We start from the raw sequence: 14571 nt of genomic DNA, 5'->3' as shown, positions 1-14571 counted from the left end.
GACACACACTGGAGAAACCATGAGCAGACTGACTATTCTTACGACAATCACACTTTTGCTGGCGGCACCCGCCTTTGCAGCGGGCAGCCACGAAGGTGGCCATGGCGACGAGATGGCCGTCGGTAAACCCGGCGACGCAAGCCACATCGACCGCACGGTCGAAGTGACGATGACCGAAACGGACGACGGCCAGATGCTGTACGCGCCGCGTGACGTGTCGTTCACAAAAGGTGAAACCGTCAAATTCGTCATCACCAATGCGGGCCAACAAGAGCATGAATTCGTTCTCGATACGCCCGAAAAAAATCAGGAGCACAAAGGCCTGATGGAAGAGTTTCCTGAAATGGAACACGCCGACCCGAACGCCGTAAGACTGGTGCCGGGCGCATCGGGAGAGGTCATCTGGACCTTCGCCAACGCAGGCACATTCGAATACGCCTGCCTGATCCTCGGCCACTACGAATCCGGCATGTTCAGCCCTGTCGTCGTCAACTGAACACTCGCAACACCCAAATCTCACACAAGGAAAACACCATGAAAAAGATCATTCTCTCGACCCTCGCCGCAGCAACACTTGTCATCGGCACCTCGACCGCCCTGTTCGCGCAGGACGCGGCCTATACCAAAGGGTCCGTCAAGGCGCTGGATGCTGAAGCGGGCAAAGTCACCATCGTTCACGAAGAACTGGTCAACCTCGGCATGCCCGCCATGACGATGGTGTTCCGCGCCGATGAAGACATGATGGCCAAACTGTCGGAAGGTCAGGACATTGAATTCGTCGCCGACCGCGTCGAAGGCAAGCTGACCGTCGTCGAGCTGAAAGACTGAACCACATAAAAATTGAGCCCCGCTTTGCAGAGCGGGGCTCAATTCACTTATTTTCTCGCACGGGGTCCTCAGCGTCTCACCACATCGGGCTCCGGCAATACTCACATGAAAGTCGACCTATCATGAAAACGATCTTTACGTCTACTCTGACGGCCGCGGTTTTGATCGCCGGTCTGTCCGGTGTCGCGTCTGCCGAAAGCAGCCATGACGGATCCCATGACCCAGTCTCAGCCGTCGTGGCCGAGCACACGCACCAAGTCAGGGCGGGTGATCTCTTTCCCTACAAGGAACTGGTTCGCAAGAACCTGGCGCCGGATGACGTCATCGAAGTGACCAACATCCACACAACCGGCATCGTCGACGCTCCAAGTCGCAACGACTGAAACCGTCGTTGACGGAGGAGTGTGGGGCGTCTGCGTGCCGTGGGCGCCCTCTCTTCCGCAGGCCGAAATCTACTTCAGTCTGAAGAGATACGGCGGAATCCATTTGTCCGAAACGGCAGCACCATAATGCCGCACGACAAGAAAAGAGGCAGGCATGACCAGTTACCACCAGATTGTGCACGATGTGGCCGTCGTGTTCGGATTTCAATACGACGACAGCGCCCCGGACTGGATTCATCCGTTCATCCACCTGATCCTCGTCCTGGCCCCGGCGCTGCTCAGCGTCGTCCTGATTTATTTCCTGATCCTGGCGGTCGTGCGGATCTGGCGACGTCGCGGAACGACCGGGCCGTCGCGCCAACATGTCCGCGGGCTCGATCCAAGTCTGGTCGTCACCGTGCTGCGCTACTCGAGACTGCAGCAGGCAGCGATGATTGGCCTGAGCTTGCTGTCCATGCCCATTCTCTATGTCACGCTGGAGTTGCCGAAGAAAATCGTCAACAACGCCCTCAACTCCAGTAATTTCCCCGCAAACTTCATGGGCCTGCCGCTGAACCAGGTCGAATTTCTGTTGATGCTCTGCGGGCTATACCTTGTTGCCATCGTCCTGAACGGGGGCAACAAATACGTTCTGAATGTCTTCAAAGGGTTCGTGGCCGAACGCGTGTTGCGGCGGTTGCGACTTCTGATTTACCGGCAGTGGCGGAGCGACCCGACAACTGCGCGACAAAGCGAAATCATCCCAATCCTGGCGCAGGAAGTCGAACCGATCGGAGGCTTTGCAGCCGATGTTCTGGCGCTGCCCATTCTCCAAGGTGGGACACTGGCGACGATCCTGCTCTTCATGTTCGTTCAGGATCCGCTTCTCGGAGCGGCCGCACTGACGATCCTGCCGCTGCAGCTGATCCTTCTGCCAAAACTCCAAAGGCGCGTGAACGCTCTGTCGCGGACCAGGATCAAGGAAGTGCGCTGTCTTGGGCGCACCCTTGGCGATCAGCTTTTGTCCGATATGAAGGGTAAGGGCGACATCTCACGCATTGCGGCGAGCCTGCGGGATCTTGAACGCATCCGCCGGCGCATCTTCAGGCTCAAATTTTTCATCAAGGCGCTGAACAACTTCCTGACGTCACTGACACCGTTTCTCTTCTATTCCCTTGGCGGCTACTTCGTGATCGAGGGCCGCATCAGCCTCGGCGCTCTCGTCGCCGTACTCGCGGCACACAAAGACTTTTCTGCGCCTCTGAAAGAGCTGTTTGCGTACTATCAGGCGCTCGAGGACACCAGGATTCGCTACGCCGAAATCATGAATTTCTTCACACCCCGATCATCGATCACGGCCATTCAGACCGTCAACGCAGCACCGTACCGGGTCGAAGCCAGTGCATCCGCCGCCTGACGTCGGTCTGATCGCGCGAACGATACGTCCGGCGACTTCCGCGCGTCCTCCTCATCGGCCAATGCCTGACCGGCCCGGGGGTACAATCTGGCAGTTCAGACGCTGCACAGGGTACACATGAGCGACAAAACCGGAGTATTGTCACGATTGTACCGCAGCACAGGGTCGCCGATACTCCAGGCGACATCGGTGAAGCGCGAGACCCTGATGAGGTCGCAGCACGAAACAACGGGATCAGAAAACAATGCTGACGGCCATAATGATAAGCACGACTCTCATACTTTTAACGCTGACGGTCCACTATCTGGTCCTTCGGGAGGTCAGCATGAAACTTATCCAGTGGGGATGCCCCTGCTATCGCGGGCTCGCTCTGGCAGTCGTATCGATCACTCTGGCGCACATATTCGAGGCAGGTGCCTTTGCGATCGGGTTCTGGTTCGCAGACAAAATCAGCCACATCGGTTCTTTCGATACCGATCAGCCGATGTCGTGGATGGACTATTTTTACTTCTCTCTGGTAAACTTCACCACGCTGGGACGTGGCGATATTACACCTTTGGGACATCTGAGGTTTATCGGTGGCATTGAAGCCTTCGTCGGGTTTCTGATGATCACCGCGTCAGGCAGCTACGTGCTCCAGGTCATGTCAGGAAACCCGCCCCGCGTCGGCGTCAAAAATAGTTCCTGAAAACCGAACCGATACCCGGGCCTTGCTGTCAGGTGCAGTTCCGACCGCGCACCGACGCTTAACCTTGCCGCTTCGCGTACTGGCCTGGGCACAGTTGCCGCTCACAATGGCCAGCCCCTCATGTTGCAAGGAGGGCCGTCGAGAGATAAACAATCGACTGCGATTCCAATCAAAGTTGATCCTTTTCCGACATGTCATTGTGAATTGCCGTGGCCGCGATGGCGGCCTGACCCATCGCGTGCGCGATCTGATCGAGCCCGTCGGTGATGTCACCGATCGCATAGACCCCGTCGATGCTGGTTTTACGTTGGACATCAGTCACAATGCACCCATCTTTAGTGAGTGGCGCGCCCAGTGTTTCCGCGAGCTTGGAACAGGCGGATGTACCAAGAGCGACGTAGAGCGTGTCAAAATGCGCGACGGTGCTGTCTTCCAGCGTGACGATGACCTCCGACTCCGACAGCGACAGGCTGCTCATCGGTGAATCCGGGACATGAATTTTGTCCGCCGAAAGAGGACGGTCTCCAGTCGGCCGAATGAGTGTGACCGTGGATGAATAGTCACGGATGAAGCGAGCCTCTGCGAGACCGTGTGTGCCACTTCCCAGAACCGCGATGCGTTTATCGCGGACCTCGTACGCATCACAGACCGGGCAATAACGGATCAATCCTCTAGCCACGCCGCGATCATGAACGGGGTCGGGCAGGGGTGGCCTGTGGTTCACAACGCCCGCTGCAAATATGACATATCTTGCAGTCTCACTCCCCCGGTCAGTCGTGACGCAAAAGCCATCATCCTGCCTTTCGACGGCTTCAACGGTACAGGTCTCGATGACGGCACCGTAACGCTCGGCATGCGATTGCATCCGGTCCAGAAGGTCGGGCCCGGAAATGCCGTCAGGAAAAGGTGCAAAGTTATGCGTCTTCGGGATCATTCTGGCCCGGCCCCCGCGCGCATCAAATACCGTGACGCTGTGCAGAAATCGCGCGAGGTAAAGTGCGGCGGTCAGACCCGCCGGACCGCCACCAATGATAACGCAATCTTTCATGTTCCGTTTTCCCTTTTTGTATGCGGCTCATAGTGGCCGGAGCCCATCACGCGGATGGACGTGTTGCGGTGATGTCGAGATCAGATGCAGTCCCTATCCATCCTTCGTCCAGAGTTGACCTCGAAATCGCGTTCGATATCCGGGGCATTTTTCCCGTCCCACGGGTGTCATTCTGCCGGTTGCTCTGTCGTCTGAGGCGAAGCCTCGCTCACTGTCTCGAGTCTCCATCCCTTGATGATGCCATATACCGCCGGAATGACGATCAGGGTCAGTAGCGTCGATGAAACCATTCCCCCCAATCATCGGCACGGCAATACGCTGCATGATTTCCGAACCGGTGCCATGAGCCCAGAGGATCGGCATCAGGCCCGCCATGATTGCGACAACGGTCATCATCTTGGGACGGACACGGTCCACCGCGCCGACCATGATGGCGGCATAAAGTTCGTCGCGGGTCAGATCGCGGCCACCTACGCGAACACGCGCTTCAATAAGTGCATGATCGAGGTAGATGAGCATGATGACCCCGGTTTCTGCTGCGACACCAGCCAGTGCGATGAACCCGACGGCTACGGCGACCGACATGTTGAAGCCCATGAACCACATCAGCCAGATACCACCGACAAGGGCGAAGGGCAGCGACAGCATGACGATCAGGGTTTCGGTCAAACGTCGGAAGTTCAGGTAGAGGAGCAGGAAGATCACTGCCAAGGTCAGCGGTACGACTGTCGCCAGTCGCGCCTTGGCGCGCTCAAGGTACTCAAACTGACCGCTCCAGCCCAGTGAATAACCCGGTGGAAGCGTCACGGACGCCGCGACCGCCGCCTGCGCGTCGGCCACGTAGCCACCCAGATCGCGGCCGGCGATGTCGACGAAAATATAGACCGCCAACTGGCCGTTTTCCGTGCGGATCGAGGTGGCGCCGCGTGTGCGTTCGATCTTGGCCACATCACCCAAGGGCACCGTGCCGCCGCCCGGCAATGCAACCTGCACTTCGCGTGCGATCGCGTCGGGGTCCGACCGCAGTGCTGCCGGATATCGGACGGCGACGTCATAGCGCTCGCGTCCCTCGACGGTCTGCGTGATCGCCTTGGCACCAAGCGCCATGCCGATCACCTCCTGGACGTCCTGAACCGACAGGCCGTATCGCCCCAGAGCCGCGCGGTCCGGCGTGATGTCGAGATAGTAGCCTCCGATCACACGTTCGGCGTAGGCACTGGTCGTGCCCGGAACGGTGCGCACGACCGCCTCGACCTCACGGGCGACCTTTTCCATCTCCGTCAGGCTGGTGCCAAACACCTTGATACCGACAGGTGTCCGGATGCCCGTCGACAGCATGTCGATCCGGGCGCGGATCGGCATGGTCCAGGCGTTGGAGACGCCGGGAAACTGCAGTGCGGCATCCATCTCCTGCCGCAGGCTTTCGGTCGTCACGCCGGGGCGCCATTCTGCCTCGGGGCGGAGCTGGATGATCGTCTCGAACATCTCCGTCGGTGCAGGATCGGTGGCCGTCAGGGCGCGGCCTGCCTTGCCGAAGACGGACAAGACTTCCGGGAAGGACTTGATGATGCGGTCCTGGGTCTGCATCAGTTCAGCTGCCTTTGTCACTGACAGTCCCGGCAAAGTGGTCGGCATGTACATCAAGGTGCCCTCGTTGAGGACCGGCATGAATTCCGACCCCAGTTGCCGCGCTGGCCAAATGGTGACGGCCAGTGCTGCCAGCGCCACGATGATCGTTAGCGTCTTTGCCTTCAGCACGGCACGGATGATCGGGCGGTAGACGGCAATCAGCGCCCGGTTCACTGGGTTCCTGTGTTCCGGTATGATCCGCCCCCGCACAAAAACCACCATGAGTGCAGGCACCAGCGTGACCGACAGGAACGCCGCTGCCGCCATGGAAAATGTCTTGGTGTAGGCCAACGGTCCGAACATGCGTCCCTCCTGGCCCTCCAGCGCAAAGATCGGCAGGAACGACACGGTGATGATCAGCAGGCTGAAGAACAGAGCCGGACCGACTTCCGTCGCGGCCTCGATCAGCACTTCGAGGCGTGGCGTGTCGGGATCTGCGCGTTCCAGATGCTTGTGCGCGTTCTCGATCATCACGATGGCGGCGTCGATCATGGCACCGATGGCGATGGCGATACCGCCAAGGCTCATGATGTTCCCCCCGATCCCGAGAAACTTCATCGCCGTGAAGGCCATGAGCAGCCCGACGGGCAACATGATGATGGCAACCAGCGCTGAGCGGACGTGCAGCAGGAACAGGATCGTCACCCCCGCCACGACAAGGCTTTCCTCCAGCAACGTGGTCTTGAGCGTTTTGAACGCCGACAGGATCAACTCGGACCGATCGTAAACCGGCACGATCTCAACACCGTCCGGTAGGCTTTGGGCCACGGTGTCCAGTTCAGCCTTGGCATTGTCGATCACATCCAGCGCATTCGCACCCACCCGCTGCAGGACAATGCCGCTGGCGACCTCTCCGTCGCCGTTCAGCTCGGCGATGCCACGGCGTTCGTTGGGCACGATTTCGACGCGGGCCACATTCTTCAGGCTGATCGGCACCCCCGCGACGCTTCGCAAGGTGATATTACCGATATCCTCTGTGCCAGACAGATAGCCCCGTCCGCGCACCATGAACTCGAATTCGGACAACTCCACCGTCCGACCGCCTGTGTCCATGTTGCTCGAGGCGATAGCGCTCCCGATATCCGAGAGGGTGACCCCCTGTGCGCGCATCCGCACCGGATCGACCGTTACGGAGTATTGTTTGACGAAACCACCGACGCTGGCCACCTCTGACACGCCGTCGGCCCGGCTGGCACCGTAGCGGACGACCCAGTCCTGCAGCGACCGCAATTCGGCGAGCGACAGGTTTTCCCCAGTGATCGCGTATTGGTAGACCCATCCCACCCCGGTGGCGTCGGGCCCTAAGGCGGGCGTCACCCCGTCAGGGAGGCGGGCCGCTGCAGCGTTCAGATATTCCAGCACACGGCTGCGCGCCCAGTAAGGATCCACGCCATCCTCAAAGATGATGTAGACAAAGGAAATACCAAAGAACGAGAACCCCCGCACGACGCGGGACCGCGGCACCGTGAGCATGGCCGACGTAAGCGGATAGGTGACCTGATCTTCGACCACCTGCGGGGCCTGCCCCGGATAATCCGTCAGAACGATGACCTGTACATCTGACAGATCAGGAATGGCGTCGATGGGCAGGGACCGGAGCGACCAGACGCCGGCGGCCACGATCAGTGCGGTGGCAAAGAATACGAGGACCAGATTGCGGGCCGACCAGGCGATGATGCGGCCGATCATTGGTCCGCCTCCGGTGCGGTCAATGCCGCGAGCGCTGCATTCAGATTGCTTTCCGCGTCGATCAGAAACGTCGAGGTGGTCACGACGCGGTCACCGGCCGCGATGCCGTCCTGGACCTCGATCATCCCGGCGTTCTGCCGGCCCACGACGACATCCTGCGGTGCAAACTTGCCATCGCCAAGATCGCGTATCACCACTTGTCTGTCACCGGTGTCGATCACCGCCGTTTCCGGCACCTGCACCACGGGTGTCCCGTCGCCGCTTGCCAGTGCTACGTCTGCAAACAAGTTCACCAACAGCCGTCCGTCCGGGTTGGCCAAATCGATACGGACCCGCGCCGTCCGGGTCTGCATATCCACCTGTGGGTAGATCTCGTCGACGACGCCGACAAAGGTTTCCCCTTGCAGGCCCGGAAGGTGATCGTCGCCGCATCGCCGCGGGTCAGCCCCATCACCGCACGTTCAGGGACATCGGCCATGATCCAGACCATGGATGTATCGGCGATCCGAAACAGCGTCTCGCCCGCACCGGACATCATGCCTTCGACAGCCATCCTTTCCAGCACGACGCCAGATCGCGGGGCCGTCAGAGGAATGCTCACCGGTGCGCGCCGGTCTGCCGCAATCTGGTCGATCACGATAGCGGGCACCCCCGAAGTTGGCCAGTCGCTGGCGGCTGCCGTCGGCGCGTGCCTCCCCGTTGCGCAGGTCCGATACATAAAGCGCTGCAGCGGCGGCCACATCGGGCGAATAGAGCGTCGCCAGCGGTGCACCCGCGACGACATGCGATCCAGTCGTCACATCCTCCACGGTTTCAATAAAGGCATCGGCGCGTAATGCGATGACACTGACCCTGCGATCATCCAGCGCTACGATGCCCGGTGCGCGAATGGTCGTGGCCATGGGGGCCAGCGCCGCGAGTGTCGTGCGCACACCGGTACGCTGCAGTTTTCCCGGTGAGACGGTGACCGTTCCGGCGTCGCTTGCCTCGTCGGCGAAGACAGGAAGGTAATCCATGCCCATCGAGTCCAGTTTCGGCACGGGTGACGTGTCTGGCAGACCCATGGGGTGTCGATAGTAAAGGACGGTGCGCTCGCCGCCATCCGCCGCAACCGTTTCGGCTACCGCTGGATCGAAGGATACATCCTCGCTGGCGAAGACCGGTATAAAGGACCGGCCATCGGGCGTCGTTGCAGGCTTGGCAGACCAGTCCGCCACACCGTCCGGGTGGCGGTAGTAGATGACAGGACCTGACGCCTCCGGGGCCGCGGCAGTCATCGCTTCGGCTTTTGTTCCCGTCACGGCAGCGACCTGCGTCCTTACCCCGTCCGCAAGTGTCGCCGGTGTCCAGCCCCTGTCGCCGGCCTCAAGACCGGCCCACCCCGCCGCTCCGCCGACAATGCCAATCAGCACGACCTTTCCGAGGACGCTCATGGCTGCACCTCGATCACGATCTGCGCCTGCACTGTTTCCGCTTCGCCCTGCACCTTGGCCGCGACCGAAAACCGCCAGTTGCCATCCATCGTCAGATCCGCGGAAAAGCGATACTGACCTGGCTCTCCGGTTGGCACAGCCACCACCGGGGTTGTCATCGTCTCCATCCCGTCCGGCTCCATATCCAGACGAGTGGCAAAGATGACGGCACTGTCAACCGGCGTATCGGTGCGCATGTCGGTCAGGCGTAGATCGAGGAGCGCACCAGCACCGAACGGGAGATATGGGCAAAAGTTGGTGACGCTTGATCAGGCGGCGGTTTGAAGGTGACGGATACCGTCTCGGAACTCAATCCCTTGGACGATCTCAGGTAGGCGGTTTTGGCCGTCGAGTTTGCGCCATTTCTTTTGCGCTGACATCATCAGCTTGAAGGCCATGGCCAAACCGGTCTTTCGGCTCAGGCATCCCTTGGTGCGTTTCGTGCGATGCCGGACGGTGGCGAAGGTGCTCTCGATCGGGTTTGACGTCCGGATGTGTTTCCAGTGTTCCGCCGGGAAGTCGTAGAAGGTCAGAAGCGCGTCCCTGTCCTTGACCAGCTTGGCCACCGCCTTATCCCATTTCACGCCATAGGTTTCGACGAAGAAATCGAAGGCGGCGTTGGCTTCGGCTTTCGTCGCGGCCTGCCAGATATCGTGCAGATGCGCCTTCGCCTTGGCTTGGATGGAGTTCGGGAGCGCGTTCAGCACGTTCATGGTCTTGTGGACCCAGCAACGCTGCTCCCGCGTCGTCGCGAATACCTCGCGCAGGGCCGTCCAGAACCCCAGGGCGCCGTCGCCAACAGCCAATTTGGGGGTCCTGTTTCAGGCCACGGCGCTTGAGATCGAGCAGCACCTCGCGCCAGCTCTGGGTGCTTTCGCGGAAGCCATCGGTCATCGCCAGCAGCTCTTTGCGGCCGTATTCGTCCGCCCCGATGATCACCAGAACACATTGTTTTTCCTCGGCCATGCGCGGTTTGAAGTAGACCCCGTCCGCCCAGATGTAGAGAAAACGCCGGTTGCCGAGATCGCGTTTCTGCCAGGCCTCGTAGTCTTTCCACCAGTCGGCCTTCAGCCGCGTGACGGTCTTGGCAGACAGGCCCTTGGCATTCGGGCCAAGCAGCGCCCCCAGCGCCTCGGTGAAGTCGCCCGTGGACACGCCCTTGAGGTAAAGCCACGGCAGCAGATCCTCGACCGACTTTGCCTTACGCAGATACCGCGGCAGGATGCTGGGCGTGAAGGTGACCTTGTCTTCGCCTACGCCCCGATCCCGCACGCGCGGCACCTTCACGGGCACTGGACCAATGCCGGTCATCACCTCGCGTTCCGGTAAGTGACCGTGGCGCACTAGGCGCGCCCGCCCATCTTCGAGTTTCTCCCCGGAAAAGGCGCTCATGAGCGCGGCCAGTTCCGCGTGGATCGCCTGTTCGATCAGCTTGCGCGCTCCATCGCGCAGGACGTCAGTGAACGGGTCAGATGTAAAACCCGATGGATCGGACAGTTGAGTGATGGTAGTCTCTGACATGTGGCATATCCCTTTCTCACCAGAGAATTGACGGCGACTCGACACCGCCTTGATATGCCGCCCCTCAGGGCATCACCAACTTTCGCGCGTACCTCACCGAACGGGTAAGTCGTCTCGACAAGAACGAGGCTGTAATCGGATGCGGCAGCCTGTGCCATCGGCACGGACAACGGGGTCGAAACCACAAGGGCCGCAAGGATGCGGAAGATGAAATGGGGCATGAAAGGCCTGTCTTGACGGGCAGCGGTGGCACGCTTTTGCATCGCGACCGGAACTGGTCATGACAATACGAAAAAGCGCAGGTTCAGGGTGCGTGAAGCATCCGTCCCATCAAATCTTTGGCGGTTTACGCAAGCCTTCCATGGCATACTGCTGGCGATCGTTCTGCCTTACCGGCCGGAACCTGGCAGGCTCTGACAACAGATGGCTTTGCGAAAGCGCAAGGGTCGGCCCTGCCACGTATGGCATGGCACGACACTGTATTGAAGAGACGCAGATCGCGTTGCACTCCGGCATGTCCGGGCAGTCGTCAGGGCAGCAGTCTTCCTGCATCGCCATCATATGAGACGCACTGTCAGCTGAAATCGACGCCTGACTGGACTGCGCCAAGCCCAGGCCGATCATCAGTACCAACAGGAAAAGGCGCAGATTTTGCCACATGAAGCATCCTATGGGGGAAACCTGGCGATGCGACAAGACACGTTGTGCTGAACTCAGATGTGCCGCGCCAATGCCCTGATCGCGTTTTGAAACATAATCACCTGCGCTGTCATAAAAATAGGGTCAGATTTTCTGCCGCGCGGATAATGTGGTCCCGCCCTGAGAGTTTTCGTTCACCGAAACAGCGCGCGTCCGGGAGTGGAACAAAAAATGAACAGGAGCAGTGTCAGCAAGTGCCTTGAGTACTTGCAGCCCCATCATATCATTTTAAATGTCGCGTCAACGCTCATGCGGCGTATTATCACTCCTTCGACAATCTGGAAGATGTCTCCGGCACAAACAAAAAGGGCGACACCTGTCACGATCGCAACATCAGCGATGTTGAACGCTGGCCAATGGGTGTTGCCAACATAGAAATCCAGAAAATCCGTAACCGCCCCGAACCGAAGCCGGTCAATGATGTTGCCGAGTGCGCCTCCGACAATCAGCCCGTAAGCCATTGCCTCAATGCGCCGCGTGGAGCGCCACATCATCATTGTAATCAGACCGCAGACGGCAACGCCAACAAGTGCCAGCGCCCACCATGGCACATCGCCAAGCAGACCGAATGTAACGCCATCATTTCGCAGAAATGTCAGGTTGAACCCCGGGAGCAACGGCAGGCCATCCGAGAGGCGATCAGCATTCATCGCCACGATGGTTTTCGAGACTTGGTCGGTAACCAAAGCCGTGCACAGCGCCATCAACCCTGCTTTTCGTGTGTTCAGGACTGGCACTCGATGACCTCCCGCGCAGGTTTACCCGACAAAATAAGACCCTTTCGCTTCACGGTCACTTGACTGGACATTGATGACGCCTTCTCTTTTGGGTGGACCATACTCATTGCTGTCAAAGGCATGACCATCATATTTCTTGCCGGGGACACTTCCACATGTTGACCAGACGCCATTTCATCGCGACGACCGCAGCCATGTTCTCCGCTCCACTTGCGGGGCCCGCCTTCGCGAACACGTGGCCGACCGGCGCGGAAAAAGCTGCCCGATGCGCAAGTTACCCCACCCGGGTACAACCCGACCACGTCGAACCCATGGGGATTGCATCCGCGCCTGTTGCCGCAGCGTGTCGAGGCGCGGCCCGGTCTTCTGCCCGGCGACATTCATGTCGATGCCGTGGCGCGTTATCTCTATCATATCGAAGAGGGTGGAACGGCCATGCGCTACGGCGTCGCCATCGGTCGCGACGGCCTTTATGAGCCGGGCATCTACACCATCAAGCGCAAGGTCGAATGGCCGCACTGGACCCCGACAGCGACGATGATCGAACGCTCGCCTGATACCTATGCGCAGTTCGCCGACGGTCAGGAACCCGGTCCGGGCAACGCCCTCGGATCGCGGGCCCTCTATCTCTACATTGGGGGATCGGGACACCTATCTGCGGATCCACGGCACGCCGCAACCATGGTCGATCGGCAGCCGTGCAAGTTCCGGCTGCGTACGTATGGTGATGCCGCACATCAACGATCTCTATGAGCAGGTGAATACGGGAGTTACGGCTCACCTTTATCCGGCTGAAGGCGATGGCCCGATGACGGCGCATACAACCTGAGATCAAACCACAGAGTGGGCAGGGCATGCCCTTACTCATCCTGTGATCTGCGGCATACCCTCACGTTGCAGGCAGATTTGGCGACCCTCCGATGTGCGCAATGGCAAGAGCGTCGTTTCGACCGGTCCTGCATGTTGGTACCAGTAACAGCCATCTTCCGGCTTCAACCGTACCAATTGCAGATTCTGGTAGGGGGCTGCCATCGCGACGACCTCAGGCGGAACCTCCGCGAGAAAAAATGGTGGTTCCGCCGGGACAGGCGGTAGCGGTCTGGCACAGGCTGCAACGGTGATCAGCGCCAACCCGATCCCCAGCAGATTGAACCCAGTTTCGTGTCCGCCGACCACGTGTCTGATGTATTGTCGTCAGATTGTTGCCTGTCTGACCGGTTTGTCTTGGATAAATTACAAGATGCATGAATCAGTTTCCCGGATAGCTGGCAAAGACGTCCGTGGAACCGTCGTCGTTGATGAGAAAGACGTCGTAAGCGTCCGCACGTCGCCCCTGATCCATACCGCGAGCCAAGCGGCATATCCGGCACGGCAAGTCCGACTGCATCCGGGCGATCCTGTAAAAGGCGACGGATGTCAGCAGCGGGAACATGTCCTTCGATGATATAACCATCAACCATGGCGGTGTGGCAGGACATCATATTTTTGTGGGACCCCATTTTTCCATCTTGTACCGAATGAGCAGTCCACCATTCACATCTTCGCCCGTTGGCGCAAAACCATTGGCTTTGAGGTGCTCCATCCAGAGGCGAGGCAGCACCCGCAACCATTGGTTTTCTGCACATTGATCGGAGTCGCTTCTGCAAAAAGGCCTGCGTGGCCGAAAAGAGTGCGAGGGTGCCCTATCAGAGCGGCGATACGTGGTTTCATGTTTCAAAGCCTTCCGTTTGTTTCTGTGACGTGCGCGCTGGCCAGACTTCGCTCCAGACCAGACCGTGCGGAGGCCAATTGTACCTGTGTTCGCGGCATCATCGCCTTTGGCTTCCAAAGCCTCATTAAGCCGGTCGTCGGAGAGTGGGATCTGTAGGACGACCGTTCACGCGCACTTCGTAATGCAAATTTGGGCCGGTGGCGGTGCCAGTGGCACCAACATTACCGATGATATCGCCTGCTGTGACGCGGTCGCCGGTGGATAGCCCTTCGGGTACGGCACTCAGGTGTGCGTATCGGGTCATGGTGTCTGATCCATGTGCGATTTCTACGGTCCGGCCGTAGCCGCCGCGGTCCCGATGAAGCTGATGCGTCCCTGGGGCTGTTGCCTGCACTGGTGTGCCGCGTGCCGCCGCAAAATCGATGCCCGTATGCATCCGTGTGTTCTTCGAAAACCGGATGCCGTGCTTGCGCTGGCCGTAGGCCGAACTTCAGGCGCGCGCACCCTCAACCGGCTGCCTCAAGAGGGGTCCGCATCACGGCACCATCGCGGTAGATGATTTCTCCCCGACCCATCTTCTGGCCAAACGATCACGAAGACCCGCGTCTCCGAGATCAAGAGCCGCTGAAACGTCATGTCTGGTTCGCCAATCACTGCATCGACCCGTGCCTCGCGCCACATCACTTTCAGTGTTTCACCACCGGACAGGTCACGACGAATCACGGTACCGCCCAACATCTGAGCCAGATCGACAGCAAATCATTGCGGGT

General features: G+C 59.5%; 11 protein-coding genes and 6 pseudogenes. 6 read left to right on the top strand and 11 right to left on the bottom strand.

What is annotated here, in order from left to right:
* The first annotated feature begins 19 nt into the window (after positions 1-19).
* The 5 genes from GLR48_RS22415 (at position 20) to GLR48_RS22395 (ending at position 3295) form a co-directional block, all read left to right on the top strand.
* Positions 20-496, top strand: coding sequence for a cupredoxin domain-containing protein (locus tag GLR48_RS22415; RefSeq protein ID WP_237065882.1), 477 nt, complete (start codon positions 20-22; stop codon positions 494-496).
* Positions 497-534: 38 nt separating this feature from the next.
* Positions 535-828 carry a copper-binding protein gene (locus GLR48_RS22410; protein ID WP_442915868.1) on the top strand — a complete coding sequence of 98 codons (294 nt, stop codon included), beginning with the start codon at positions 535-537 and terminating at the stop codon, positions 826-828.
* A 122-nt stretch (positions 829-950) separates the two neighbouring features.
* Positions 951-1211: a hypothetical protein gene (locus GLR48_RS22405; protein ID WP_237065880.1), complete on the top strand. Its 261-nt coding sequence runs from the start codon at positions 951-953 to the stop codon at positions 1209-1211.
* A gap of 154 nt (positions 1212-1365) precedes the next feature.
* Positions 1366-2607, top strand: coding sequence for an ABC transporter ATP-binding protein (locus GLR48_RS22400; RefSeq protein ID WP_237065878.1), 1242 nt, complete (start codon positions 1366-1368; stop codon positions 2605-2607).
* A gap of 325 nt (positions 2608-2932) precedes the next feature.
* A complete protein-coding gene (locus GLR48_RS22395; RefSeq protein WP_237065876.1) occupies positions 2933-3295 on the top strand; it encodes a potassium channel family protein in 363 nt (120 codons plus the stop codon).
* Between the two features lie 169 nt (positions 3296-3464).
* Here GLR48_RS22395 and GLR48_RS22390 read toward each other — a convergent pair whose 3' ends face one another.
* From GLR48_RS22390 to lspA, 9 genes and pseudogenes are all read right to left on the bottom strand, one after another.
* Positions 3465-4343 carry an NAD(P)/FAD-dependent oxidoreductase gene (locus GLR48_RS22390; RefSeq protein WP_237065874.1) on the bottom strand — a complete coding sequence of 293 codons (879 nt, stop codon included), beginning with the start codon at positions 4341-4343 and terminating at the stop codon, positions 3465-3467.
* Positions 4344-4436: 93 nt separating this feature from the next.
* A complete protein-coding gene (locus tag GLR48_RS22385; RefSeq protein ID WP_237065872.1) occupies positions 4437-7661 on the bottom strand; it encodes an efflux RND transporter permease subunit in 3225 nt (1074 codons plus the stop codon).
* Positions 7658-7954, bottom strand: a complete 297-nt coding sequence (locus GLR48_RS22380) for a hypothetical protein (protein ID WP_237066286.1) — start codon at positions 7952-7954, stop codon at positions 7658-7660. The genes GLR48_RS22385 and GLR48_RS22380 overlap by 4 nt, the downstream gene beginning before the upstream one ends.
* 45 nt (positions 7955-7999) lie before the next feature.
* Positions 8000-8379: pseudogene (locus GLR48_RS26160) on the bottom strand (efflux RND transporter periplasmic adaptor subunit); the annotation flags it as partial.
* Positions 8330-8563 (bottom strand): annotated as a pseudogene (locus GLR48_RS26155) (efflux RND transporter periplasmic adaptor subunit); the annotation flags it as partial. The pseudogenes GLR48_RS26160 and GLR48_RS26155, both read right to left, overlap by 50 nt.
* Positions 8564-9090: 527 nt before the next feature.
* Positions 9091-9330: a FixH family protein gene (locus GLR48_RS22370; RefSeq protein ID WP_237065864.1), complete on the bottom strand. Its 240-nt coding sequence runs from the start codon at positions 9328-9330 to the stop codon at positions 9091-9093.
* 72 nt (positions 9331-9402) lie between these two features.
* Positions 9403-10654, bottom strand: a pseudogene (locus GLR48_RS22365) (IS256 family transposase).
* Positions 10655-10984: 330 nt separating this feature from the next.
* Entirely contained in the window at positions 10985-11314 is a 330-nt protein-coding gene (locus GLR48_RS22360; RefSeq protein ID WP_237065862.1) for a hypothetical protein, read from the bottom strand.
* A 257-nt stretch (positions 11315-11571) separates the two neighbouring features.
* Entirely contained in the window at positions 11572-12057 is a 486-nt protein-coding gene (gene lspA / locus GLR48_RS22355) for a signal peptidase II (protein WP_237065860.1), read from the bottom strand.
* A gap of 188 nt (positions 12058-12245) precedes the next feature.
* On the opposite strand from lspA, the pseudogene GLR48_RS22350 reads away from it, so the two are divergent.
* Positions 12246-12919, top strand: a pseudogene (locus GLR48_RS22350) (L,D-transpeptidase).
* A gap of 420 nt (positions 12920-13339) precedes the next feature.
* On the opposite strand, the pseudogene GLR48_RS22340 reads toward GLR48_RS22350, so the two are convergent.
* Together GLR48_RS22340 and GLR48_RS22335 are read right to left on the bottom strand one after the other, a co-directional pair.
* Positions 13340-13800: pseudogene (locus GLR48_RS22340) on the bottom strand (DUF411 domain-containing protein).
* Positions 13801-13803: 3 nt separating this feature from the next.
* Positions 13804-14560, bottom strand: a pseudogene (locus GLR48_RS22335) (M23 family metallopeptidase); the annotation flags it as partial.
* Between the last annotated feature and the right edge of the window lie 11 nt (positions 14561-14571).

This window comes from Loktanella sp. M215 (assembly GCF_021735925.1).
GTDB lineage: Bacteria > Pseudomonadota > Alphaproteobacteria > Rhodobacterales > Rhodobacteraceae > Loktanella.
This window is presented reverse-complemented; position numbering and strand designations above follow the sequence as displayed.